Below are 22,518 nucleotides of genomic sequence, written 5' to 3'. Positions count from 1 at the left end.
GCATGATGACGACTAAACGCAAAGCCTACGTGCGACCAATGCCGTCCACCTGGTGGAAAAAACTGCCGTTTTATCGCTTCTATATGCTGCGTGAAGGCACGGCAGTTCCCGCGGTCTGGTTCAGCCTCGAACTGATGTACGGGGTTTATTCTCTCAAGCACGGCCCGGAAGCCTGGGCCAGTTTTGTGAGCTTCCTGCAAAACCCAATCATTGTTGTGCTGAACCTGATTGTGCTCGCCGCCGCGCTGCTTCATACCAAAACCTGGTTTGAACTGGCGCCAAAAGCAGCGAACATCATTGTAAAAGGCGAGAAAATGGGGCCAGAGCCGGTCATTAAAGGGCTGTGGGCAGTGACGGCAGTTGTCTCTGTGGTCATTCTGTTTGTCGCACTGTTCTGGTAAGGAGACTACTGTGATCAATCCAAATCCAAAACGTTCAGACGAGCCGGTCTTCTGGGGACTGTTTGGCGCAGGCGGTATGTGGAGCGCCATTATTGCCCCGGTCATTATCCTGCTGGTCGGGATCATGCTGCCGCTGGGGCTGTTCCCGGGCGATGCGCTGAGCTATGAGCGCGTGCTGGCCTTTGCGAGCAGCTTTATTGGCCGCGTGTTCATCTTCCTGATGATTGTCCTGCCGCTGTGGTGCGGTCTGCACCGTATCCACCATGCAATGCACGATCTGAAAATCCATGTGCCAAGCGGTAAATGGGTCTTCTACGGTCTGGCGACCATTCTGACGGTCGTCACGCTGATTGCCGTGGTCACTATCTGACTGAACAGGCCCGCCATCCGGCGGGCTTTTTATTTTTTCATTTTCTCCACCAGCCACCGGGAAAATTCACGCATGGCGGGCGTTTCTGCCCGGGACTGCAATCGGGTCAGCCAGTAGCTGCCTAGCTCAATCTTCGTCGCAAAGGGCTGCACAATGCGTTCGCTGGCTAGCAGATGGGTAAACATATCGACAGGCGCAATGGCAATGCCCACTCCTGCCTGAGCGGCCTCCAGCATAGTCACGGACGAATCAAAGACCATCACGCGGTGCGTTGGCGAAGGGGGATGCTCACCGGCCGCCTGCATCCATGCGGTCCACTCGTCGCGTCGGTAGGAGCGCAGCAGCGTAAACCTGAGGATGTCGGTCGGGCTGTGCAGGCTGGCAGCGATATCGGGCGAACACAGCGGCGCGAGCGGCGCACGACAAAGAAATTCAGCCTCGGTGCCATGCCACGCCCCGCCACCGTAGCGGATTGTATAATCAAGCCCTTCGGCAGCCGGATCAACGCGGTTGTTATGGGTGGAAAGCTGAAGATCAATGTGCGGATAGCCACGACGAAAATCGTCCAGCTGTGAGAATAAAACCCCGGTCGCAAAGGTACCCACCACGCCGATTTTCAGCTTCTCCTGCGCCTGATGGTTAGCGAAGCGATCCAGCATTCCGGCAATTCGATCGAACGAATCGTTCAGCACCGGCAGTAAATTCTCGCCCTCGGTAGTCAACATCAGCCCGCGCGAAACGCGAACGAACAGCTGACAGTTCAGGTGCTGCTCCAGCGTTTTCACATGCTGGCTAATGGCCGAGTGCGTCACGTTCAGTTCAATGGCCGCATGCGTAAAGCTGAGATGTCTTGCGGCGGCTTCAAAGGCTCGAAGCGAATTAAGGGGGAGGTAGCTTCGCGTCACGGTCTCATCCGTTAGAAAAATTAACAGCTAATGCTAAATTTAACCGTTTGTCAGGCACAGTCAAATCCAACAGACTACGCCTGTCTGACGGGCCCGGACATCCCCTTGACTCGCTATTACGGAAGATGATTGATGATGAAAAAATCCTTTTGCTGCGCCCTGCTGCTCGCCATCTCTGGCGCTGCTCTCGCCGCGCCAGTGTCAGAAAAACAGCTGGCGGAGGTGGTCGCGAATACGGTTACCCCGCTGATGAAAGCCCAGTCTATTCCAGGCATGGCGGTGGCCGTTATCTATCAGGGAAAACCGCACTATTACACGTTTGGCGAAGCCGATATCGCGGCCAAAAAACCTGTTACGCCACAGACCCTGTTCGAGCTGGATTCTATAAGTAAAACCTTCACCGGCGTTTTAGGTGGGGATGCCATTGCTCGCGGTGAAATTTCGCTGGACGATCCGGTGACCAGATACTGGCCACAGCTGACGAGCAAGCAGTGGCAGGGTATTCGTATGCTGGATCTCGCCACCTACACCGCGGGCGGCCTGCCGCTACAGGTTCCGGAAGAGGTCATGGATAACGCCTCCCTGCTGCGCTTTTATCAACACTGGCAACCGCAGTGGAAGCCTGGCACAACGCGTCTTTACGCCAATGCCAGCATCGGACTTTTTGGCGCGCTGGCGGTCAAACCTTCCGGCATGCGCTATGAGCAGGCCATGACGAAGCGGGTCTTCAAGCCGCTCAGGCTGAACCATACCTGGATTAACGTTCCGAAAGCGGAAGCGGCGCATTACGCCTGGGGTTATCGTGACGGTAAAGCGGTCCACGTTTCACCGGGTATGCTGGACGCAGAGGCCTATGGCGTGAAAACTAACGTGCAGGATATGGCGAACTGGGTGATGGCGAACATGGCGCCGGAGAACGTTGCTGATGCCTCACTCAAGCAGGGCATCGCGCTGGCGCAGTCGCGCTACTGGCGTATCGGGTCAATGTATCAGGGCCTGGGCTGGGAAATGCTCAACTGGCCCGTGGAGGCCAAAACAGTGATCGAGGGCAGCGACAATAAGGTGGCACTGGCGCCGTTGCCCGTGGCAGAAGTGAATCCACCGGTTCCCCCGGTCAAAGCGTCCTGGGTCCATAAAACGGGCTCTACTGGCGGGTTTGGCAGCTACGTGGCATTTATTCCTGAAAAGCAGATCGGTATTGTGATGCTCGCGAATAAAAGCTATCCGAATCCGGCACGCGTTGAGGCGGCATACCATATCCTCGACGCACTACAGTAAAACATTGCCGGGTGGCGGCTTCGCCTTACCCGGCAAAACACCCTGCACAATCTCCCGCATTTTCCCTGCTGTCATCTACACTTAACAAAAAACAGTAAGGAAACTCCTATGCGCATTCTGCCTGTTATTGCCGCAGTAACAGCCGCGTTTTTAGTGGTTGCTTGCAGTTCCCCTACTCCTCCGCCTGGCGTCACGGTAGTCAGTAATTTCGACGCTCAGCGCTTCCTCGGCACCTGGTATGAAATCGCCCGAATGGACCATCAGTTCGAACGGGGCTTAGAGAAGGTCACGGCCAGCTACAGCGCGAGAGATGACGGCGGGATCCAGGTCATTAACCGCGGCTATAACCCGGATCGCCAGATGTGGCAGCAGTCGGTTGGTCAGGCCTATTTCACCGGCGCCTCTAACCGCGCAGCCATGAAAATTTCATTTATCGGCCCATTCTACGGTGGATACAACGTCATTGCGCTGGACAGAGAGTACCGCCACGCGCTGGTGTGTGGGCCGGATCGCAACTATCTTTGGCTCCTCTCCCGCACGCCAACGATCCCGGCGGAAATGAAACAGCAGATGCTGGACATAGCGACCCGGCAAGGGTTTGATGTGACGAAATTAATCTGGGTGCAACAGCCGCATTAGTGCGTACTGAGTTTTAACCCGATGATACCCGCAACAATCAACGCGAGGCTGGCGATGCGCGCCAGACTCGCAGATTCCCCCAGCAGCAGAATGCCGGTAATGGCAGCCCCTACCGCGCCAATGCCCGTCCAGACAGCGTAAGCCGTTCCAACTGGCAAGGTCCGCATCGCCCATGACAGCATGACGATACTGACAATCATCGCAGCGATGGTGATGACGCTGGGCGTCAGGCGGGTAAAACCGTGGGTGTATTTCAGACCAATTGCCCATACCACTTCGAGCAAACCGGCAATAACAAGAACGATCCAGGACATTTCAGGCTCCTTAACTTAAAGACAAGTTGGGGCCGTCCCCGATGAGTGAAGCGCTTACGGGTCGTCCCGCAAGGCAGAAGTAGCACTTCATATTTTGGTGAGGGCGGAATTTTTTTTCAAACTTTTTCTGCTGAACACGTTAAGGCAAGAAATAGCCTCAGTAAGGCACGTAGTTCAGGCATTTATGACTCATCCGACTTCTCTATGATGATAGGCTTTCTGATGGCAGGAAGCCAAACCACTAGCCGACTGCGAAAATTTTATGTTCAAAATTCTTTTGATTGACCGTTGTCACTTCACCCGCACGGGATTTGAAGCCTGGGTCAATCATTCAGACCTGCTTTCGGGTCATTTCGTCGTAACCGGGGTGAATAACCTTTTTCTCGCCAGAGAGCATATTCTGCAATGGAAACCTGCGCTGGTTATCGCTGATTTATCTGGCTTCCGGCAGGATTTACACCATTTTCAGCAGCTATCCTCCCTGCTGATTGCCAGCGAAACGCTGCCTTTTATTTTGCTGCAATCGGGGCAGGAGCAGGAGATGACAAATTATCTGGCACAGTACCCGATATGGTCTTCACTCTCCAAAAATACCGATCTGGAAGGACTGGCAGCGGTAATAAACGACGCGCTAACGTCATGCGCAAGCGCGGAGGTTCCGGAAATGGCGGCACCGTTACTGACGCGTCAGGAAGAGAGAGTTTTGACACTGTGGATGGATGGTGCGAGCAACCAGAAAATTGCCACCAATCTGCGCATTAACGGGAAAACGGTGTACACATACAAACGCAATATCCGCATGAAGCTTCATATGGATACGCGCTACTCCCCGTTTTTATCACTACAGGAAGTGGAGAATTGACGGTACGGTAAATAGCCTGCCGTACCGTCGCGTTGATTAGTTCTGAGCTTTAGTTGCTGCGCCAGAAATCGCGTTACCACCGTCGGAGATATCTTCCCCTACGCCACGGGTGGTGTTACATGCAGTCAGTACCGAAGAAAGCACCAGAACAGAAAAGATCGCTGCAATTGTTTTCTTAACCATAATATCTTCCTTTTATAGCCAAAGTTATTTTGTGTATAGCAACTTAAGAATAGACAAGATCTTGTCGTTTGACGGAAAAGGAAGAATTTTTAGGAAAATTAGACGGAATTAGCTGGCCGCATGGGAAATGATATGGCCGAGATCCTGGATATCTTCACCCACGCCACGCGCGGTGTTGCAACCGGAGAGAATTGCGCTGGAGAGCGCTAACAGAAGCAGAATTTTAACGGTACGTTTCATCTTCCCTGCCTGCAAAATCAGGCGCAGCGGGCGCTGCGCCTTTAATCATGACGTAAATTACTTCACGCGGGATACGTATTCGCCGGAGCGGGTATCCACTTTGATCACTTCACCGATCTGTACGAACAGTGGCACTTTCACCACTGCGCCGGTAGACAGGGTAGCAGGCTTGCCGCCAGTACCTGCGGTATCACCTTTCAGACCTGGATCGGTTTCAACGATTTCCAGCTCAACGAAGTTCGGCGGCGTAACGGCGATAGGCTGACCGTTCCACAGGGTCACGATGCACTCGGCCTGATCCAGCAGCCACTTAGCGTTGTCGCCAATGGCTTTCGCGTCAGCAGACAGCTGCTCGAAGGTTTCGTTGTTCATGAAGTGCCAGAACTCACCGTCGTTGTACAGGTAAGTCAGGTTCATATCGACAACATCAGCGCCTTCAGCGGAGTCTGTAGATTTGAAGGTTTTCTCAACACGGGTACCGGTCAGCAGGCGACGCAGCTTAACGCGCGCAAATGCCTGGCCTTTACCTGGTTTAACGAATTCGCTGGCTTCAACCGCGTACGGTTCGCCGTCCATCATGATTTTAAGACCAGCACGAAAATCGTTGCTATAGTACGTTGCCATAAGGCCCTCTAAATTTGTTAACTGGTAGCTAAGCCACAAAATGGCGCATATTGTAACCCTAAACACCCCGTCCAGAGAAGATTGGTTATCGCAACTTGCCGATGTAATCACCAGTCCTGATGAATTGCTGCGTCTTTTAGACCTCGAACAGCACGAAGCGTTGCGTGCAGGCCGTGAGGCGAAGCGCCTTTTCGCCCTGCGCGTTCCCCGCGCGTTTGTTGCCCGAATGGAAAAAGGCAACCCTGACGATCCGCTATTAAAACAAACGCTTACTTCTCAGGATGAGTTTATTACCGCCCCCGGATACAGCACCGATCCGCTGGAAGAACAAAACAGCGTGGTGCCGGGTTTACTGCACAAATACCGCAATCGTGCCCTGCTGCTGGTTAAGGGCGGCTGCGCGGTAAATTGCCGCTATTGCTTCCGTCGCCACTTCCCGTATGCCGAAAATCAGGGTAATAAGCGCAACTGGCAGGTGGCGCTGGACTACATCGCGGCGCATCCGGAACTGGATGAAATCATCTTCTCCGGGGGCGACCCGCTGATGGCAAAAGATCATGAACTGGACTGGCTGCTGACGCAGCTTGAGGCCATCCCGCATATTAAGCGTCTGCGCATTCACAGCCGTTTACCGATCGTCATCCCCGCGCGTATCACCGACGCGCTGGTCACGCGCCTGGAGCAGTCCCGTTTGCAGGTGCTGCTGGTGAACCATATCAACCACGCGAATGAAATTGACGCGGATTTTCGTGCGGCGATGGCGCGTTTGCGCAAAGCGGGCGTAACGCTGCTCAACCAGAGCGTATTGCTGCGCGGCGTGAATGACAGCGCCCGCGTGCTGGCCGATCTCAGCAATGCTTTATTTGATGCGGGCGTCATGCCCTATTACCTGCATGTTCTGGATCGCGTCCAGGGCGCAGCGCATTTCATGGTGACGGATGACGAAGCCCGGAAGATTATGCGCGAGCTGTTAACGCTGGTTTCAGGTTATATGGTGCCGAAGCTGGCACGTGAGATTGGCGGAGAGCCGAGTAAGACGCCGCTGGATTTGCAGCTGCGGCAGCAGTAATTTCCCCTCACCCTGGCCCTCTCCCCAAAGGGGCGAGGGGATTGTTCACTGCTCGCATTAATTTGTGGGCATTCCTCAGCCCACAGGGAGAGGGAAAAAGGCAATCAGTTCGGGCACTTATAGACCTGGCCGTTCATCTGGCTGGCCGTTGGCACGAAGCTGGACAGCATACCCTGCGTCGGACTGCTCACGCCGTAAATCACGTTGCCGCCCATTGCCGCAGCCTGATTACGCAGAGCATTGGCCGCACCGCGCATAGAGCCGCCCTCTTCGCCATGCTGCCCCGACATCCAGTTGCTTTGCTCGCCAGTGGCGGTGCCTAACAGCTGGCATTCGCTGCCCGGCTTATCTTCCACAAAGCGAACGCTCTGGCCCGCTGCCGTCAGCTCATTGCTGGTGCTACAACCCGCCAGCAGCAATGCTGCACCTACAATCCCTGCACAGACTTTTATGCGCATGTTATTCCTCGTTTTCAATAAGCTGGACAGTAGTTGTCCGTGTGTAAACCTTATACTAAAAAGATGACCAAAAGAAAAATGCTGAGCATTTCTGCGAGCCAGATTCCGCTGGCACTCCTCCGACATCTTAAATGAATTCTGATAATAACCTTTGGGATATCGTGTTTTAGCCCCCGATCGTTTTTAGTGGTGCGACGTACACCTTTTGTACGCGACTAAAACAGGGGGTTTCATGAGTGCATCATCCTCAGGAGAGGAAAAGGTAACATGGGTGGGCTATCTGGCGTTCGTGCTCACCATCGTATTTTTCTCAGGCTTTTTCGCCAAAAGTACCGAATGGTGGCGGGTGCTGGATTTTACCGTTTTAAACGGCAGCTTTGGCGCAGTGAACGGGGCGCTAACGTTTCGCGGCGAGGGCGGCACGGGCGCGAAAGATGGTTTTTTGTTTGCCCTTGAACTGGCGCCCTCGGTCATTTTATCGCTCGGGATCATTGCCGTCACCGAGGGGCTGGGCGGTCTGCGTGCCGCACAGCAACTCATGACGCCCATTCTGCGCCCGCTACTCGGCGTGCCGGGCATCTGCTCTCTGGCGCTTATCGCCAACCTGCAAAATACCGATGCAGCCGCAGGGATGACCAAAGAGTTGACTGACGAAGGGGCGATTACTGACCATGAACGCGCCATTTTCGCCACCTTCCAGACCAGCGGTAGCGCCATCATTACCAACTATTTTTCGTCCGGTGCTGCCCTCTTCACCTTCATTACCGTCCCGGTGATTACGCCGCTTGCCGTCATTCTGGTATTCAAATTTGTTGGCGCGAACTTCCTGCGACTGTGGATCGCCCATATGGAAGTTCGTCGCGTTCAGGAGGAAAAATGATCGCCCAGCCGCGTAAAAATATCATGGACTTGTTTATCGATGGCGCCCGCCGCGGCTTTACCATCGCCACCACCAGCCTGCTGCCGAATGTGGTGATGGCGTTTGTCATCATTCAGGCGCTCAAGGTCACCGGCCTGCTGGATATTGTCGGCAGGGTATGCGAGCCGATCATGGCGCTATGGGGGCTTCCGGGTGCGGCGGCAACGGTCCTTCTGGCTTCGGTGATGAGCATGGGCGGCGGTGTGGGGGTCTGCGCCAGTCTGGTCGCTGCCGGCACGCTCAACGGTCACGATGCCACCATCCTGCTGCCCGCCATCTATCTGATGGGTAATCCGGTGCAAAACACGGGCCGTTGCCTGGGTACCGCAGGCGTCAACCCGAAATATTATCCGCACATCATTACTGTGTGCGTCATTAACGCCCTGCTCTCAATGTGGGTGATGCAGCTACTCTTCTGAGGAGATAAAAATGGATTTTTCAGTGCTGGAACCGCATCTGTTCCGCAATGCGCATCTTTACGCGCCGGAGGATCTTGGGCGTTGCGATCTGCTGATTGCCGGGGGAAAGATCGTCGCAGTCGAAAAAACGGGCCACGCCACAACGAGGCCAGACTGTCCCGAAAGCAATCTCGCCGGAGCGGTGGTGTGTCCGGGGTTTATCGATCAGCATGTGCACCTGATTGGCGGCGGCGGTGAAGCCGGTCCCCACACCCGTACGCCAGAGGTGCGATTGTCTGCGCTGGTGGCGGCGGGCATCACCTCTGTTGTTGGCCTGCTGGGCACCGACGGCGTGACCCGCCATCCCGAGTCGCTGCTGGCGAAAACGCGGGCGCTTGAGCATGAAGGGATCAGCGCGTGGATGCTGACAGGCGCGTATGGTCTGCCTTCTCCGACGATTACCGGCAGTATCGAAAAGGATGTGGCGCTGATTGATAAAATCATTGGCGTGAAATGCGCGATTTCCGACCATCGCTCCTCCGCACCGGCAGATGACCAACTCGCGAATATGGCCGCGCAGTCGCGCGTCGGGGGGCTGCTGGGCGCCAAAGCGGGGATATCCGTGTTTCACCTCGGCAACAGCCCGAAACTGCTGGAGCCGCTGCTTAACATCCTCAATAACGCCGACGTGCCCCGCACGAAGCTGCTGCCAACCCACGTCAACCGTGCCCAGGCACTGTTCCACGCCGCACTGGACTATGCCCGCGAAGGGGGATACATCGACATCACCACCAGCATCAGCGAGCCTGTTGATGCCGCCACCGCCATCGCGACGGCCCGTGAAGCGCAGGTGCCGTTTAACCGTCTCACGCTCAGCTCGGATGGCAACGGCAGCCAGCCGAATTTTGATGCAAACGGTAATCTTGTTGGCATTGGCGTGGCGGGCTTCGAATCCCTGCTCGAAACCTTACAGCAGCTGGTCAGCCGGTATCACCTGCCGCTGGAGGAGGCGCTTCTGCCGTTTACGCGGAACGTGGCGGAGTTTCTCGGGCTGGAGCATAAGGGTCGAATCGCGCCCGGTTGCGATGCCGATTTCCTGGTGATGACGGATGATCTGAAGATCCGCGAGGTCTGGGCGAAAGGCCGCCAGATGGTGCGTGAAGGTGTTGTGTGCGTGAAAGGCACGTTTGAGTAGAAGACAATAAAAAACCCCGGGCATTGCTGCCCGGGGTTCGTTCTGAGAGGTTCAGAACAACATGATTACATCATGCCGCCCATGCCACCCATGCCGCCCATACCACCAGCAGCACCTAAGTCAGGCGCGTCGCCTTTAGGCATGTCGGTCACCATGCACTCGGTCGTGATCATCAGACCAGCTACAGATGCCGCGTATTGCAGAGCAGAACGGGTCACTTTAGTTGGATCCAGGATACCGAAGTCGATCATGTTGCCGTATTCTTCAGTTGCCGCGTTGTAACCGTAGTTACCTTCACCCGCTTTCACGTTGTTCGCAACCACAGACGGCTCTTCACCGGCGTTGGACACGATCTGACGCAGAGGAGCTTCCATCGCGCGCAGCGCAACTTTGATACCCACGTTCTGATCTTCGTTCTGAGCAGTCAGGCCAGCCAGTTTAGCGGCTACACGCACCAGCGCGACACCACCACCAGCAACCACGCCTTCTTCTACCGCAGCACGGGTCGCGTGCAGGGCGTCGTCAACGCGTGCTTTCTTCTCTTTCATTTCAACTTCGGTAGCCGCACCGACTTTGATTACCGCTACGCCGCCTGCCAGTTTCGCTACGCGCTCCTGGAGTTTTTCACGGTCGTAATCGGAAGTGGCTTCTTCGATCTGCTTACGGATCTGACCAACACGGCCCTGAATAGCGGCTTCTTCACCCACACCGTCGATGATGGTGGTGGTGTCTTTGTTGATCACAACGCGTTTCGCCTGGCCCAGGTCTTCCAGGGTCGCTTTTTCCAGTTCCATACCGATCTCTTCAGAGATCACGGTACCGCCGGTCAGGGTAGCGATATCCTGGAGCATCGCCTTACGACGATCGCCAAAGCCAGGTGCTTTAACCGCAGCCACTTTCACGATGCCACGCATGGTGTTAACCACCAGGGTCGCCAGCGCTTCGCCTTCAACGTCTTCAGCAATGATAACCAGCGGCTTGCCTGCTTTCGCAACGGCTTCCAGTACTGGCAGCATTTCACGGATGTTGGAGATTTTCTTGTCAGCCAGCAGGATGAACGGGCTTTCCAGCTCAACAGCACCAGTTTCTGGCTTGTTGATGAAGTATGGGGACAGGTAACCGCGGTCGAACTGCATACCTTCAACCACGTCCAGTTCGTCTTCCAGACCAGTACCGTCTTCTACGGTGATCACGCCTTCTTTACCGACTTTGTCCATCGCTTCAGCGATCAGTTTACCTACGGTTTCGTCGGAGTTAGCGGAGATAGTACCAACCTGAGCAATGGCTTTAGAGTCAGAGCACGGTACGGACAGCGCTTTCAGTTCTTCAACAGCAGAGGCGACAGCTTTGTCGATACCACGTTTCAGATCCATTGGGTTCATGCCCGCAGCAACGGCTTTCAGACCTTCGGTGATGATTGCCTGCGCCAGTACGGTCGCGGTGGTGGTACCGTCACCGGCAGCGTCGTTCGCTTTGGAGGCAACTTCTTTCACCATCTGTGCGCCCATGTTTTCGAACTTGTCTTCCAGCTCGATTTCACGTGCAACAGAAACACCATCTTTGGTGATGGTTGGCGCGCCGAAGGATTTGTCCAGCACTACGTTACGGCCTTTCGGGCCCAGAGTGACTTTCACTGCGTCTGCCAGTACGTTTACGCCGCGGAGCATTTTTACACGAGCGTCGTTACCGAATTTTACGTCTTTAGCTGCCATGTTCTTATTTCCTCAAATTCGTACAGTTTCGTGCGTTAATTACGCTTCAACAATTGCCAGAATGTCGCTCTCGGACATGATCAACACTTCTTCATTGTCGATCTTCTCGGATTTCACGCCGTAGCCATCGTTGAAAATGACGATGTCACCAACTTTAACGTCCAGTGGCTGCACAGTTCCGTTTTCCAGGATGCGGCCCTTACCGACAGCGATGATTTCGCCACGCGTTGATTTTGCTGCTGCTGAACCGGTCAGAACGATACCGCCAGCAGACTTGGTTTCAACTTCTTTACGTTTGACGATCACACGATCATGTAACGGACGAATACTCATTGATAGCTCTCCTTTGAGAAAGTCATTATCAGTTATGGATGACGCCGGTCCGCATGCGGTTTTCCGGCTAGTGCCCTGAGAGATGGGGATAGCTTTTTACCCCTTCAAGGGGTAATCGAAAAAAAATTTGCGAAAGTGTTACCATCCACTCTCTTTTGATGGGGGCAGGACGAGGTAAATGAGTGGACTCAGGCAGGAGTTGGGGCTGGCGCAGGGCATTGGCTTACTCTCAACGTCTTTGTTAGGCACGGGGGTATTTGCAGTTCCCGCACTGGCGGCGTTGGTTGCCGGCAATAACAGTCTTTGGGCATGGCCTGTGCTGATTGTGCTGGTGTTCCCGGTGGCGATTGTGTTTGCCATCCTCGGGCGGCACTTCCCGAGCGCAGGCGGCGTGGCGCATTTTGTCGGCATGGCGTTTGGGCCGCGGATGGAACGCGTCACCGGCTGGCTATTTTTGTCGGTGATTCCTGTTGGCCTTCCGGCAGCGCTGCATATCGCGACCGGTTTCGGACAGGCGCTGTTTGGCTGGCACGATGAACAGCTGCTGCTGGCGGAACTCGGTACGCTGGCCATTGTGTGGTGGGTTGGCTCACGCGGGGCCAGTTCCAGCGCCAATCTGCAAACGCTGGTCGCGGTGTTAATTGTCGCGCTGATCGTCGCCATCTGGTTTGCGGGTGACATTACCGTGGCGGATATTCCTTTCCCCGCGATGAAAGACATCGACCATACACAGCTTTTCGCTGCGCTATCCGTCATGTTCTGGTGTTTCGTCGGTCTGGAGGCGTTCGCTCATCTGGCATCCGAATTTAAACAGCCCGAGCGTGATTTCCCCCGTGCCCTGATGATTGGCCTGCTGCTGGCGGGCACCGTGTATTGGGCCTGTACCGTACTGGTGCTTCACTTCAACGCGTTCGGTGAAGAGAAAGCCGCCGCTGCGTCACTGCCGGGTATCGTGGTGCAGCTGTTTGGCGTGAAAGCCCTGTGGGTGGCCTGCGTGATTGGCTACCTCGCCTGCTTTGCCAGCCTCAACATCTATATCCAGAGCTTCGCCCGGCTGGTGTGGTCTCAGGCACTTTATAAACCGGACAGCCGCCTCTCACGCCTGTCAAAACGTCAGCTTCCGGTGAATGCGCTGAATACCGTACTGGGCTGCTGCGTGGTGAGTTCCCTGGGCATTTATCTCCTCGACATCAACCTTGACGCGCTGATTGTCTACGCCAACGGCATTTTCATTATGATCTACCTGCTGTGTATGCTGGCGGGCTGTCGTTTGCTGAAAGGACGCTTTAAGGCGCTGGCGGCTGTCGGGTGTGTTCTGTGCCTGCTGCTGCTGGCGATGGTGGGGTGGAAGAGTGTCTACGCCATCGTCATGCTGGCGGGGCTGTGGGTGTTTTTACCGAAGCGGAAAAATCCGCAGGCCCGGTGAGCGAGCGCCACCGGGCCAGAAACTCACCGATCGTCTTTATGATCTAACCGGTCGCGCTGGTCATCCTTACGCTGGTACTCCCCTTCGAAGGTATCCCCCGGGCCGGTGCTGAAACCACCGCCCGGCATACGGCTAAAGCGCAGATGCGGCAGCAGCTTCATGGTCAGGTGCTTCTGCACCGGCGGCAACAGCAAGAGCAGGCCGAGGAAGTCGGTAAAGAAGCCCGGCAGGATGAGCAGCAAACCAGCAATAATCAGCGACACGCTTTTGATCATCTCGGCTGCCGGGCTTTCACCTGCGGCCATCTTCTGCTGCATTAACAGGAAATTTTTGAAACCCTGATTACGCACCAGCGACATGCCGATGACGGAGGTGAAGATCACCAGAATCAGCGTCAGCAGGACGCCCAGCACATGGGCAACCTGGATGAAAATCGAAATCTCAATGTAAACATAAAGAAAGAAAGCAATAAACGGTATCCAGCGCACTGGCATCTCCTGTGTGGCAGGTGCCTTCTGGCCCCTGACTGAATGTGTTCGCGAAGCGCGTAGGTAAGAGATGGTGACGGTTAGCCAAAATTCAATCGGTTTGCACGGATATTTTTTCTGGAAATATTAAAGCGGTGACATATTTCACAGATTAATAATTATCATGAAATCGGGTCGATAATAAGTGATCCAGCTTACGGCAATTCGCTATCATCAGCATATGATCTCGAACATCTGGCCGATTGAGGGAATAATCGTCGGTCATAAAATATTCAAAACCACATATATACTGTGTGTTTAGTACAATCCATCGGCAGCTTGAAAAGAAGGTTCACATGTTAAACAACATTCGTATCGAAGAAGATTTGTTGGGTACCAGGGAAGTTCCAGCGGATGCCTACTATGGTGTTCACACTCTGAGAGCGATTGAAAACTTCTACATCAGCAACAGCAAAATCAGCGACATCCCTGAATTTGTGCGTGGCATGGTGATGGTAAAAAAAGCCGCGGCTCTGGCGAACAAAGAGCTGCAAACCATTCCTAAAAGCGCTGCAAATGCGATTATCGCCGCGTGCGATGAAGTGCTGAACAACGGCAAATGCATGGATCAGTTCCCGGTTGACGTCTATCAGGGCGGCGCGGGCACCTCCGTTAACATGAACACCAACGAAGTACTGGCAAACATCGGCCTGGAGCTGATGGGACATCAGAAAGGTGAATACCAGTACCTGAACCCGAACGACCACGTTAACAAATGTCAGTCCACCAACGACGCCTACCCAACCGGCTTCCGCATCGCGGTGTATGCCTCTGTCGTGAAACTGGTCGACGCGATTAATCAGCTGGGCGATGGCTTCCAGCGTAAAGCCGTTGAGTTCCAGGACATCCTGAAAATGGGTCGTACCCAGTTGCAGGACGCGGTGCCAATGACCCTCGGACAAGAATTCCACGCGTTTAACGTGCTGCTGAATGAAGAGACGAAAAACCTGCTGCGCACATCCGAACTGCTGCTGGAAGTGAACCTGGGCGCAACCGCCATCGGTACACGCCTGAACACGCCAGATGGCTATCAGCAGCTGGCGGTACAGAAGCTGGCTGAAGTGTCCAACCTGCCGGTTGTGCCTGCGGAAGACCTGATTGAAGCCACCTCGGACTGCGGCGCTTACGTGATGGTGCACAGCGCATTGAAACGTCTGGCGGTGAAACTGTCCAAAATCTGTAACGACCTGCGTCTGCTCTCCTCCGGCCCGCGCGCTGGCCTGAACGAAATCAACCTGCCAGAGTTGCAGGCGGGTTCGTCCATCATGCCAGCGAAAGTGAACCCGGTGGTGCCGGAAGTGGTTAACCAGGTTTGCTTCAAGGTGATTGGTAACGATACGACCGTCACCATGGCCTCCGAAGCCGGTCAGCTCCAGCTGAACGTGATGGAGCCGGTGATTGGCCAGGCGATGTTCGAATCCATCCATATTCTGACCAACGCCTGCTACAACCTGCTGGAGAAATGCATCAACGGCATCACCGCCAACAAAGAGGTGTGTGAAGGCTACGTCTATAACTCAATCGGCATCGTCACCTACCTCAACCCGTTCATCGGCCACCACAACGGCGACATCGTCGGGAAGATTTGTGCCGAAACCGGTAAGAGCGTGCGTGAGGTCGTTCTCGAGCGAGGATTGTTGACCGAGGCCGAACTGGACGATATCTTCTCCGCCCAGAACCTGATGCACCCGGCATATAAAGCGAAACGATATACCGATGAAAGCGAACAGTAACCGTTCAGGCTAAGCTTCCGAAAGGCACGTCACTTGTGACGTGCCTTTTTTCTTTATGGACGTTACCAAAACACAACAATTCAATATCAACTTGTTAATGAGCAAGGCAGGTCTTTATGTTTGGAGCAGAACTCGTCATCGTCCTGTTGGCGATTTATTTGGGCGCACGACTCGGGGGTATCGGCATCGGTTTTGCTGGTGGTCTCGGGGTGCTTGTACTTACCCTGATCTTTCAGATTAAACCCGGCGCAATCCCTTTTGACGTTATCGAAATCATCATGGCGGTTATTGCTGCTATTGCGGCCATGCAGGTCGCAGGCGGTATGGACTACCTGGTCAGTCTGGCGGAGCGAATGCTGCGTCGCCATCCGAAATACATCACCTTCCTTGCCCCGCTGGTGACCTGGTTTATGACCATTCTCGCCGGTACTGGCCATACCGCGTTCTCCACGCTGCCGGTAATCACTGAAGTGGCGAAAGAACAGGGTATTCGTCCGTCTCGCCCTCTTTCTATTGCCGTGGTCGCCTCCCAGATTGCGATTACCGCCTCGCCTATTTCCGCAGCCGTGGTCTTCTTCGCGGGTATCCTTGAGCCGATGGGCGTAAGTTACCTGACGCTGCTGGCAATCTGTATTCCGGTCACGCTGATTGCGGTAATGATCACTGCCGTGCTGTGTAACTTCCTCGGTGCCGAGCTGAAAGACGATCCGGTTTATCAGGAACGTCTGGCAAAAGGTGAAGTGAGCCTGCGCGGTAGCCAGGTCTTCGAGCTAAAGCCGCATGCAAAACGCTCCGTACTGCTGTTCCTGATTGGTATTGTCGCCGTGATGTTCTACGCGACCGCCATCAGCGATACGGTAGGTCTGATCCAGAACCCGGTGCTGCCGCGTAACGAAGCCATTGTTGTGTTTATGCTGACCATCGCGACGCTGATTAGCATCACCTGTAAAATCGACACCAGCGAAGTGCTGAATGCCAGCACCTTCAAATCCGGTATGAGTGCCTGCGTGTGCGTGCTGGGTGTGGCGTGGCTCGGTGATACCTTCGTGAAAGCACACATCAGCGATATCCAGACCGTTGCAGGCGACCTGCTGCACAACTATCCGTGGCTGCTGGCGGTGGTGCTGTTCTTTGCCGCGACGCTGCTGTACTCCCAGGCCGCGACCACCAAAGCGCTAATGCCTGCGGCACTGATGCTGGGCGTAACGCCGCTGACGGCGATTGCCTCTTTCGCGGCGGTTTCCGCCCTGTTCGTTCTGCCAACTTACCCAACCCTGCTGGCCGCGGTTGAGATGGATGACACCGGCTCCACCCGCATCGGTAAATACGTGTTTAACCACGCGTTCCTCATCCCGGGCGTGGTGGCGATTACGCTCTGCGTGATCCTCGGCTTTATCATCGGCGGCATTGTGCTGTAAACGATTAGCCGTTGTAAAAATAGTTAAAATCGGGCCGCTCTGCGGCCCGTTTCATTAATGACCAACCGCCTTGCGTGATATAGTGAAGACTTTCGTGATGAGGAGGTCGACTTGTGAACACGCCTGATGCTGTTGTTGTACTGTGTACCGCCCCTGATGAAGCTTCTGCCCAGGATCTCGCCGCCAAAGTGTTGGCCGAAAAACTGGCTGCCTGTGTCACACTTCTTCCCGGCGCTACCTCCCTTTATTACTGGGAAGGCAAGCTGGAGCAAGAGTACGAAGTCCAGATGTTGCTCAAAACCAATCTGACAAACCAGCAGGCGCTCCTCGACTGCCTTAAGTCTCATCATCCATACCAAACCCCGGAGCTTCTGGTTCTGCCAGTGGTCCACGGCGATAACGATTATCTCTCATGGCTCAACGCTTCTTTACGCTGATCCTGCTGCTGTGCAGCACGTCAGTTTTTGCCGGGTTGTTTGACGCACCCGGCCGTTCGAATTTTATTCCTGCCGACCAGGCGTTCGTTTTTGACTTTCAGCAAAACCAGCACGATCTCAGTCTCACCTGGCAGGTGAAAGAGGGTTACTACCTCTATCGCAAGCAGGTCAGCATCACACCGGCAAAGGCGAACGTCGGCGCATTGCAGATGCCCGCTGGCGAGTGGCACGAGGACGAGTTCTACGGCAAGAGTGAAATCTATCGCCAGCGCTTAAGCGTGCCCGTCACGGTGAATCAGGCGGATAAAGGCGCCACATTAACGGTCACCTATCAGGGCTGCGCCGACGCGGGCTTCTGTTACCCACCTGAAACAAAGGACGTTCCGCTTAGCGAAGTGAAAGCGGTTGCCTCCCCTCTCCCCTCAGGGGAGAGGGCCAGGGTGAGGGGTGAAGGTGAAGGAGAAGCCGCTTCAGACCTTCCGTTCTCAGCGCTTTGGGCGTTACTGATTGGTATCGGCATCGCCTTTACGCCCTGCGTGCTGCCCATGTACCCGCTTATCTCTGGCATCGTGCTGGGCGGTAAGCAACGTCTTTCTACCGCCCGCGCGCTGTTGCTGGCCTTTATCTACGTGCAGGGCATGGCGTTAACCTATACGGCACTCGGCCTCGTGGTGGCCGCTGCCGGGTTGCAGTTCCAGGCTGCCCTTCAGCACCCTTATGTGCTTATCGGGCTGTCAGCGGTGTTTATTCTGCTGGCGCTGTCGATGTTTGGCCTGTTCACCCTGCAACTGCCTTCATCCCTCCAAACCCGTCTGACGCTGATAAGCAACCGTCAGCAGGGTGGCTCTGCGGGCGGCGTGTTCGCCATGGGTGCCATCGCCGGGCTGATTTGCTCTCCCTGCACCACTGCGCCGCTGAGCGCCATCCTGTTATACATTGCCCAGAGCGGCAACCTGTGGCTCGGCGGCGGCACGCTGTACCTCTACGCGCTCGGCATGGGCCTGCCGCTAATCCTGGTGACGGTGTTTGGCAATCGTCTGCTGCCGAAGAGCGGCCCGTGGATGGAGACGGTAAAAACCGCGTTTGGGTTTGTCATTCTGGCGCTACCGGTATTTCTGCTGGAACGCATTGTGGGTGACGTATGGGGCATTCGCTTGTGGGCAATGCTCGGCGTGGCTTTCTTCGGCTGGGCATTTATCGTCAGCCTGGGGGCCAAAAAAGCGTGGATGCGTCTGGTGCAAATTCTCCTGCTCGCTGGCGCGCTGGTGAGCGCGCGTCCGCTTCAGGACTGGGCGTTCGGCTCGCCGGTAGCTCAGACCCAGGCGCATTTGAATTTCACGCAAATTAAAAACGTGGATGAACTCAACAGCGCGCTGGCTCAGGCAAAAGGCAAACCGGTCATGCTCGATCTCTATGCCGACTGGTGCGTAGCCTGCAAAGAATTTGAAAAATACACCTTCAGCGATCCGCAGGTACAACGCGCGCTGAGCGATACCGTTCTGCTCCAGGCGAACGTTACCGCCAACAACGCGCAGGATAAGGCCCTGCTGAAACAACTTAACGTGCTCGGCCTGCCTACCATCCTGTTCTTCAATGAACAGGGGGAAGAGCAGCCGACGCAGCGTGTAACCGGGTTTATGGACGCAACGGCATTCAACGCGCATTTGCGCAATCGCCAACCGTAAACAACACTTTAGACGGGATAAACCGTTGGGAATAGCGGAGGAGATAACCGTGCAACGCGAAGACGTACTGGGACAAGCCCTGCAATTGCTTGAGATTCAAGGGATCGCCAGCACCACGCTTGAGATGGTCGCCGACCGTATCGATTACCCTCTGGATGAACTTAAGCGCTTCTGGCCGGATAAAGAGGCGCTGCTGTATGATGCCCTGCGCTATCTCAGCCAGCAGGTGGATATCTGGCGCAGGCAGCTGATGCTGAATGATGAACTGACCACTGAGCAAAAACTGCTGGCACGCTATACCGCACTGACGGAGTGTGTAACCAACAACCGTTATCCTGGCTGTCTGTTTATCGCCGCCTGCACCTACTATCCGGATCCCGGGCACCCCATCCATCAGCTGGCAGATCAGCAAAAACGTGCTGCACACGAATTCACACACGAACTGCTGACCACACTTGAGGTGGATGACCCGGCGATGGTCGCGAAGCAGATGGAGCTGGTGCTGGAAGGTTGCCTGAGCCGCATGCTGGTGAACCGTAGCCAGGCTGATGTGGATACGGCGCACCGTCTGGCGGAGGATATTTTGCGCTTTGCGCAGTGTCGTATGGGCGGCGCACTGACCTAAGCCAGCATTCCCGTCCAGGCGGAAATAAACAAACACAGCGCCATCACGCGCTGAAATCGCACCATCGCCACGGTGGTGCGGAAAATCCTGTTCACCGCCTTCCCCAGCCACGCCCAGCACAGCAAACAGACCACGGAGATCGCCAGAAACCATAGCGCCATCAGCGCAATATCCCGTAATGCATGGTCGCTTGCTGGCGCAAACAGGCTGACGACTGCCAGCGCCATCATCCAGGTTTTTGGGTTTACAACCTGTAATAGCGCCGCAGCCCGGGCGGTAAATCGGACATGGCGGCTGGAGGAGAGATTCGCGGCCGGGGCGCTAAACAGCTGCCAGCTCATCCAGGAAAGCCACAGCACGCCCGCCCAGCTCATCACCTGACGTATCAGCGGATACTGGCGCAACACTTCTCCTGCCCCTGCACCTGAAATCAGAACAATAGCGCTGGCGGCAATACACCCGCCCAGGATCGCAGGAACCGTATTTTTTACGCCAAAGTGCTGACTGTTAGCCAGCACCAGAATATTGGTTGGCCCCGGCGTAATGGAGGCAACAAATGCAAACAGCAGGAAGGGGATTACATTCACAGGTGGCTCCTTTTTTATTAGAGCCACGAATGTGCCGTTATTTTCTGGAAACGTCTGGAAGGTTTGTGCACAACCGACGGTAGTGTGCCGGAGAAATACGGTATGCCCGCTGGAACCAGCGACCAAGATGGCTTTGATCGGCAAAACCCACTGCCGTCGCAACATCAACAGGAAGTTCCCCACACGCCAGCATCTGTCGGGCTTTTGCCAGGCGTAGCTGGATAAGCCAGGCGTGCGGTGCCAGGTGAAATTCGCGTTTAAAACAGCGGGTGAGCGTAAAGCGATCCGTACCCGTCTCACGGGCAAGGTCTGACAGCCCGACGTTCTCGCCGATATGCGCATAGAGATAGTCGCGGGCACGATGCGCCACGGCGGAGCTTTGTAACTGAGACGGGAGTTTCTTACGCCAGTGGCAGTGAGCAGTGATCTGAGAGAGCAGGTTATCCATTGTGCTTTGTTGAACGATCTTCATCTCATCGTTATGCAACGAGGCAAACGTATCCCCGATAGCGCGCACCAGCTGAGGCTCTCGCGTCAGCGTTTGGGCAAAGTGGAGGGTATAGCTCCCGGGAGTAGCGTCGTACAGCCCTTGAAGCGTATGGGTGAGCCAGCGTTCATCCAGATAAAAGGTCAGATAGGTAAAGCCACCCTCTACCGGTGCATCACCGTCATGGATTTCACCGGGCTCAAGCAAAAAAGCATCGCCCGGCTGGCTACGGTGGCGTTCACGGCGACAGTGGAACTGCTGCGTGCCGGAAAGGGTTATTCCGACCAGATAGCTATCATGCCAGTGGGGATCAAAGGCGTGTCCTTCGAAATGCGCCTTAATTGTCTCAATACCTGTTTCTGCATGCTGACGCAGCTCAAGCCAGTCGTTTGCCATACTGCCCTCCTCTTACCGTCAGCATTGTCACACCTTGCCTGAACTGTCTGGAAGATTTGTGCAGATTCAGCGCATAACGGACAGATTGCCGCAAACTTAAGCAGTTGAACAGCTTTTCCCGAAATAATGTTGACGATCGCGCGCGATTGCGGTTTAATGCGCTCCGTTGCCCGGATAGCTCAGTCGGTAGAGCAGGGGATTGAAAATCCCCGTGTCCTTGGTTCGATTCCGAGTCCGGGCACCAATATTCATAAGGCCTCGCTGCAAAGCGGGGCTTTTTCCTTTCTTGGCTACGGTAGATTTCTGGTCGTTGCAACACGTTATTTGTTTGCTGGATTTCTCCCCATTTTCGCAGATGTTCGTTACTTTTAGACACCTCAACACCCTCTGATGTGCCTCTTACTTACCCCACTGCTACGGTCTTTCTACGGTCAGTTAAGGTTTCTCTCATTTCTAGTTGATCATGATGATGCAAAAGCGGGGGGGAAGCGGGGGAATTGGCATTTTGCCTTATTCTTCAGGTCCTAAAGGGGTTCTGACTCGGGGAAAATGCTGGGGAAACTCCCTTCTTTCGGTGGGAAAAACCTGGCAATATGCATCCTCCACTAGTAACATGGGGGTCTTCACCTGCCCGTCCACCTGCAACATACCCTTCTTTCCCTTTCACTTCTTACCATTACCAGAATTCCCCTTCTTCCACGCCATCATAAAAAATAGTTATATAATATTGAGCATATTGCACCGTTGAACTCACTGTGAGAAGCGAACATTAATTCTTTACCGTACAGGAATGCCCCAGAACGTCTGTTAGTATTCAATGCTTAATTTGCGCCCATGCTTATAAAATACTTGTTCTGTCATCCTGCTTAACGTACGCTATAAAAATTGTCATCCGTTCAGGTTGTTGAAATGCATATCAAAAAAGTTGGTGATTCAATTCCAGATATAAACCTTCAGCAAATCAGCCTAACTGAGGCTCTGAATATGAATGTTTTTATCGAAAAGATGGAAGTAGATTCATCGCTCTACAACAAAATCCTCAATCACATTTTCGATAGTGATTCATTTATAAAGCAAAATTTTACCGGACCTATAGATACAAATAACCGCGTAGTTTCAACCCATAAATACCGATTATGGGACTGTGGTAATGGTCCTGCCATGGAACATAGTTATTTTTTTACTTCAAATCGTATAAATATAGTGAACAATCGCAGAATCGCTTTCGAGGGTTTCTTAAGGGCTTTGTTGAATAAATCAGATTTCGGGTAAGTCTCCCCCGTAGCGGGTTGTGTTT

The 22,518-nt window shown here is 54.5% G+C and carries 27 protein-coding genes and 1 tRNA gene; 17 read left to right on the top strand and 11 right to left on the bottom strand.

Features of this window, described 5'->3' with window-relative positions:
- The first annotated feature begins 5 nt into the window (after positions 1-5).
- Both frdC and frdD read left to right on the top strand, forming a co-directional pair.
- On the top strand, positions 6-401 hold the full coding sequence (gene frdC, locus ACOTX7_RS10190; protein WP_221257199.1) for a fumarate reductase subunit FrdC: 396 nt from the start codon (positions 6-8) through the stop codon (positions 399-401).
- Positions 402-411: 10 nt separating this feature from the next.
- Positions 412-771, top strand: coding sequence for a fumarate reductase subunit FrdD (gene frdD / locus ACOTX7_RS10185; RefSeq protein WP_000609653.1), 360 nt, complete (start codon positions 412-414; stop codon positions 769-771).
- A 29-nt stretch (positions 772-800) separates the two neighbouring features.
- Here frdD and ampR read toward each other — a convergent pair whose 3' ends face one another.
- A complete protein-coding gene (gene ampR / locus ACOTX7_RS10180) occupies positions 801-1,676 on the bottom strand; it encodes a LysR family transcriptional regulator (RefSeq protein WP_221256804.1) in 876 nt (291 codons plus the stop codon).
- Positions 1,677-1,808: 132 nt separating this feature from the next.
- Here ampR and blaACT point away from each other — a divergent pair, with 132 nt between their 5' ends.
- Together blaACT and ACOTX7_RS10170 are read left to right on the top strand one after the other, a co-directional pair.
- Positions 1,809-2,954: an ACT family cephalosporin-hydrolyzing class C beta-lactamase gene (blaACT, locus tag ACOTX7_RS10175; RefSeq protein ID WP_221256803.1), complete on the top strand. Its 1,146-nt coding sequence runs from the start codon at positions 1,809-1,811 to the stop codon at positions 2,952-2,954.
- 108 nt (positions 2,955-3,062) lie between these two features.
- Entirely contained in the window at positions 3,063-3,593 is a 531-nt protein-coding gene (locus ACOTX7_RS10170; protein ID WP_001221665.1) for a lipocalin family protein, read from the top strand.
- On the opposite strand, the gene sugE is transcribed toward ACOTX7_RS10170, so the two are convergent.
- Positions 3,590-3,907, bottom strand: coding sequence for a quaternary ammonium compound efflux SMR transporter SugE (gene sugE / locus ACOTX7_RS10165; protein WP_015572453.1), 318 nt, complete (start codon positions 3,905-3,907; stop codon positions 3,590-3,592). The two genes, ACOTX7_RS10170 and sugE, sit on opposite strands and share 4 nt — an antisense overlap.
- 262 nt (positions 3,908-4,169) lie before the next feature.
- On the opposite strand from sugE, the gene ACOTX7_RS10160 reads away from it, so the two are divergent.
- The gene (locus ACOTX7_RS10160; protein ID WP_221256802.1) at positions 4,170-4,769 is read left to right on the top strand and encodes a helix-turn-helix transcriptional regulator; all 600 of its coding nucleotides are present in this window, start codon (positions 4,170-4,172) and stop codon (positions 4,767-4,769) included.
- A 36-nt stretch (positions 4,770-4,805) separates the two neighbouring features.
- Here the strand turns inward: ACOTX7_RS10160 and ecnB are convergent, their stop codons facing one another.
- The 3 genes from ecnB to efp form a co-directional block, all read right to left on the bottom strand.
- Positions 4,806-4,952 (bottom strand): lipoprotein toxin entericidin B, encoded by a 147-nt coding sequence (ecnB, locus tag ACOTX7_RS10155; protein ID WP_003855942.1) that lies wholly within the window; start codon positions 4,950-4,952, stop codon positions 4,806-4,808.
- 108 nt (positions 4,953-5,060) lie between these two features.
- On the bottom strand, positions 5,061-5,192 hold the full coding sequence (locus ACOTX7_RS10150) for an entericidin A/B family lipoprotein (RefSeq protein ID WP_006810410.1): 132 nt from the start codon (positions 5,190-5,192) through the stop codon (positions 5,061-5,063).
- A gap of 57 nt (positions 5,193-5,249) precedes the next feature.
- The gene (gene efp, locus ACOTX7_RS10145; protein ID WP_003855940.1) at positions 5,250-5,816 is read right to left on the bottom strand and encodes an elongation factor P; all 567 of its coding nucleotides are present in this window, start codon (positions 5,814-5,816) and stop codon (positions 5,250-5,252) included.
- Positions 5,817-5,856: 40 nt separating this feature from the next.
- On the opposite strand from efp, the gene epmB reads away from it, so the two are divergent.
- A complete protein-coding gene (gene epmB, locus ACOTX7_RS10140) occupies positions 5,857-6,885 on the top strand; it encodes an EF-P beta-lysylation protein EpmB (protein WP_047354534.1) in 1,029 nt (342 codons plus the stop codon).
- Positions 6,886-6,989: 104 nt separating this feature from the next.
- Here the strand turns inward: epmB and ACOTX7_RS10135 are convergent, their stop codons facing one another.
- Positions 6,990-7,343, bottom strand: coding sequence for a DUF4156 domain-containing protein (locus ACOTX7_RS10135; protein WP_003855938.1), 354 nt, complete (start codon positions 7,341-7,343; stop codon positions 6,990-6,992).
- A 232-nt stretch (positions 7,344-7,575) separates the two neighbouring features.
- Here ACOTX7_RS10135 and ACOTX7_RS10130 point away from each other — a divergent pair, with 232 nt between their 5' ends.
- Genes ACOTX7_RS10130 through iadA form a run of 3 tightly spaced genes read left to right on the top strand, consistent with a single transcriptional unit; the run spans position 7,576 to position 9,855 of the window.
- Positions 7,576-8,223, top strand: coding sequence for a nucleoside recognition domain-containing protein (locus tag ACOTX7_RS10130; RefSeq protein WP_006810413.1), 648 nt, complete (start codon positions 7,576-7,578; stop codon positions 8,221-8,223).
- Positions 8,220-8,681 (top strand): YjiG family protein, encoded by a 462-nt coding sequence (locus ACOTX7_RS10125; RefSeq protein ID WP_006810414.1) that lies wholly within the window; start codon positions 8,220-8,222, stop codon positions 8,679-8,681. The genes ACOTX7_RS10130 and ACOTX7_RS10125 overlap by 4 nt, the downstream gene beginning before the upstream one ends.
- A 10-nt stretch (positions 8,682-8,691) precedes the next feature.
- Positions 8,692-9,855: a beta-aspartyl-peptidase gene (gene iadA, locus ACOTX7_RS10120; RefSeq protein WP_221256801.1), complete on the top strand. Its 1,164-nt coding sequence runs from the start codon at positions 8,692-8,694 to the stop codon at positions 9,853-9,855.
- Positions 9,856-9,920: 65 nt separating this feature from the next.
- Here the strand turns inward: iadA and groL are convergent, their stop codons facing one another.
- Positions 9,921-11,567: a chaperonin GroEL gene (gene groL, locus ACOTX7_RS10115; RefSeq protein ID WP_006810416.1), complete on the bottom strand. Its 1,647-nt coding sequence runs from the start codon at positions 11,565-11,567 to the stop codon at positions 9,921-9,923.
- A gap of 39 nt (positions 11,568-11,606) precedes the next feature.
- On the bottom strand, positions 11,607-11,900 hold the full coding sequence (locus ACOTX7_RS10110; RefSeq protein WP_003855929.1) for a co-chaperone GroES: 294 nt from the start codon (positions 11,898-11,900) through the stop codon (positions 11,607-11,609).
- A gap of 178 nt (positions 11,901-12,078) precedes the next feature.
- Here ACOTX7_RS10110 and yjeH point away from each other — a divergent pair, with 178 nt between their 5' ends.
- A complete protein-coding gene (yjeH, locus tag ACOTX7_RS10105; RefSeq protein WP_125358769.1) occupies positions 12,079-13,326 on the top strand; it encodes an L-methionine/branched-chain amino acid transporter in 1,248 nt (415 codons plus the stop codon).
- Positions 13,327-13,349: 23 nt separating this feature from the next.
- Here the strand turns inward: yjeH and ACOTX7_RS10100 are convergent, their stop codons facing one another.
- Positions 13,350-13,814, bottom strand: a complete 465-nt coding sequence (locus ACOTX7_RS10100) for an FxsA family protein (protein ID WP_010427775.1) — start codon at positions 13,812-13,814, stop codon at positions 13,350-13,352.
- Between the two features lie 335 nt (positions 13,815-14,149).
- Here ACOTX7_RS10100 and aspA point away from each other — a divergent pair, with 335 nt between their 5' ends.
- The 5 genes from aspA to ACOTX7_RS10075 all read left to right on the top strand — a co-directional run bounded on the left by aspA (position 14,150) and on the right by ACOTX7_RS10075 (position 19,751).
- Positions 14,150-15,586, top strand: a complete 1,437-nt coding sequence (aspA, locus tag ACOTX7_RS10095) for an aspartate ammonia-lyase (RefSeq protein ID WP_003855923.1) — start codon at positions 14,150-14,152, stop codon at positions 15,584-15,586.
- Between the two features lie 116 nt (positions 15,587-15,702).
- The gene (locus ACOTX7_RS10090) at positions 15,703-17,004 is read left to right on the top strand and encodes an anaerobic C4-dicarboxylate transporter (RefSeq protein ID WP_003855921.1); all 1,302 of its coding nucleotides are present in this window, start codon (positions 15,703-15,705) and stop codon (positions 17,002-17,004) included.
- Positions 17,005-17,117: 113 nt separating this feature from the next.
- Positions 17,118-17,441, top strand: a complete 324-nt coding sequence (cutA, locus tag ACOTX7_RS10085) for a divalent cation tolerance protein CutA (protein ID WP_003855908.1) — start codon at positions 17,118-17,120, stop codon at positions 17,439-17,441.
- Positions 17,417-19,126, top strand: coding sequence for a protein-disulfide reductase DsbD (locus ACOTX7_RS10080; protein ID WP_221813663.1), 1,710 nt, complete (start codon positions 17,417-17,419; stop codon positions 19,124-19,126). Before cutA ends, ACOTX7_RS10080 begins: the two co-directional genes overlap by 25 nt.
- 49 nt (positions 19,127-19,175) lie before the next feature.
- Positions 19,176-19,751, top strand: a complete 576-nt coding sequence (locus tag ACOTX7_RS10075) for a transcriptional regulator (RefSeq protein WP_032673698.1) — start codon at positions 19,176-19,178, stop codon at positions 19,749-19,751.
- On the opposite strand, the gene ACOTX7_RS10070 is transcribed toward ACOTX7_RS10075, so the two are convergent.
- Positions 19,748-20,338: a LysE family translocator gene (locus ACOTX7_RS10070; RefSeq protein ID WP_032673700.1), complete on the bottom strand. Its 591-nt coding sequence runs from the start codon at positions 20,336-20,338 to the stop codon at positions 19,748-19,750. The genes ACOTX7_RS10075 and ACOTX7_RS10070 overlap by 4 nt on opposite strands.
- A gap of 37 nt (positions 20,339-20,375) precedes the next feature.
- A complete protein-coding gene (locus tag ACOTX7_RS10065) occupies positions 20,376-21,221 on the bottom strand; it encodes an AraC family transcriptional regulator (protein WP_205922723.1) in 846 nt (281 codons plus the stop codon).
- A gap of 168 nt (positions 21,222-21,389) precedes the next feature.
- Here ACOTX7_RS10065 and ACOTX7_RS10060 point away from each other — a divergent pair.
- Both ACOTX7_RS10060 and ACOTX7_RS10055 read left to right on the top strand, forming a co-directional pair.
- Positions 21,390-21,465 (top strand) — tRNA-Phe (locus ACOTX7_RS10060).
- Between the two features lie 665 nt (positions 21,466-22,130).
- On the top strand, positions 22,131-22,493 hold the full coding sequence (locus ACOTX7_RS10055) for a hypothetical protein (RefSeq protein ID WP_221813664.1): 363 nt from the start codon (positions 22,131-22,133) through the stop codon (positions 22,491-22,493).
- Positions 22,494-22,518 lie beyond the last annotated feature (25 nt).

The sequence above is a fragment of the Enterobacter cloacae complex sp. IR5418 genome, from assembly GCF_049238105.1.
In the GTDB taxonomy this organism is placed as follows: Bacteria; Pseudomonadota; Gammaproteobacteria; order Enterobacterales; family Enterobacteriaceae; genus Enterobacter; species Enterobacter hormaechei.
The sequence above is the reverse complement of the archived record's forward strand: the minus strand, read 5'-3'. Positions and strand labels throughout refer to the sequence as shown.

Bases quoted from the DNA above. Each gene is read 5' to 3' on its own strand.
- ACOTX7_RS10130 (WP_006810413.1), top strand. From the start codon at position 7,576: ATGAGTGCATCATCCTCAGGAGAGGAAAAGGTAACATGGGTGGGCTAT.
- ACOTX7_RS10110 (WP_003855929.1), bottom strand. From the start codon at position 11,900: ATGAGTATTCGTCCGTTACATGATCGTGTGATCGTCAAACGTAAAGAA.
- ACOTX7_RS10090 (WP_003855921.1), top strand. From the start codon at position 15,703: ATGTTTGGAGCAGAACTCGTCATCGTCCTGTTGGCGATTTATTTGGGC.
- groL (WP_006810416.1), bottom strand. From the start codon at position 11,567: ATGGCAGCTAAAGACGTAAAATTCGGTAACGACGCTCGTGTAAAAATG.
- sugE (WP_015572453.1), bottom strand. From the start codon at position 3,907: ATGTCCTGGATCGTTCTTGTTATTGCCGGTTTGCTCGAAGTGGTATGG.
- efp (WP_003855940.1), bottom strand. From the start codon at position 5,816: ATGGCAACGTACTATAGCAACGATTTTCGTGCTGGTCTTAAAATCATG.
- ecnB (WP_003855942.1), bottom strand. From the start codon at position 4,952: ATGGTTAAGAAAACAATTGCAGCGATCTTTTCTGTTCTGGTGCTTTCT.
- ACOTX7_RS10080 (WP_221813663.1), top strand. From the start codon at position 17,417: ATGGCTCAACGCTTCTTTACGCTGATCCTGCTGCTGTGCAGCACGTCA.
- ACOTX7_RS10055 (WP_221813664.1), top strand. From the start codon at position 22,131: ATGCATATCAAAAAAGTTGGTGATTCAATTCCAGATATAAACCTTCAG.
- aspA (WP_003855923.1), top strand. From the start codon at position 14,150: ATGTTAAACAACATTCGTATCGAAGAAGATTTGTTGGGTACCAGGGAA.
- ACOTX7_RS10135 (WP_003855938.1), bottom strand. From the start codon at position 7,343: ATGCGCATAAAAGTCTGTGCAGGGATTGTAGGTGCAGCATTGCTGCTG.
- iadA (WP_221256801.1), top strand. From the start codon at position 8,692: ATGGATTTTTCAGTGCTGGAACCGCATCTGTTCCGCAATGCGCATCTT.
- ACOTX7_RS10150 (WP_006810410.1), bottom strand. From the start codon at position 5,192: ATGAAACGTACCGTTAAAATTCTGCTTCTGTTAGCGCTCTCCAGCGCA.
- yjeH (WP_125358769.1), top strand. From the start codon at position 12,079: ATGAGTGGACTCAGGCAGGAGTTGGGGCTGGCGCAGGGCATTGGCTTA.
- ACOTX7_RS10160 (WP_221256802.1), top strand. From the start codon at position 4,170: ATGTTCAAAATTCTTTTGATTGACCGTTGTCACTTCACCCGCACGGGA.
- ACOTX7_RS10125 (WP_006810414.1), top strand. From the start codon at position 8,220: ATGATCGCCCAGCCGCGTAAAAATATCATGGACTTGTTTATCGATGGC.
- ACOTX7_RS10170 (WP_001221665.1), top strand. From the start codon at position 3,063: ATGCGCATTCTGCCTGTTATTGCCGCAGTAACAGCCGCGTTTTTAGTG.
- epmB (WP_047354534.1), top strand. From the start codon at position 5,857: ATGGCGCATATTGTAACCCTAAACACCCCGTCCAGAGAAGATTGGTTA.
- blaACT (WP_221256803.1), top strand. From the start codon at position 1,809: ATGATGAAAAAATCCTTTTGCTGCGCCCTGCTGCTCGCCATCTCTGGC.
- ACOTX7_RS10065 (WP_205922723.1), bottom strand. From the start codon at position 21,221: ATGGCAAACGACTGGCTTGAGCTGCGTCAGCATGCAGAAACAGGTATT.
- frdC (WP_221257199.1), top strand. From the start codon at position 6: ATGACGACTAAACGCAAAGCCTACGTGCGACCAATGCCGTCCACCTGG.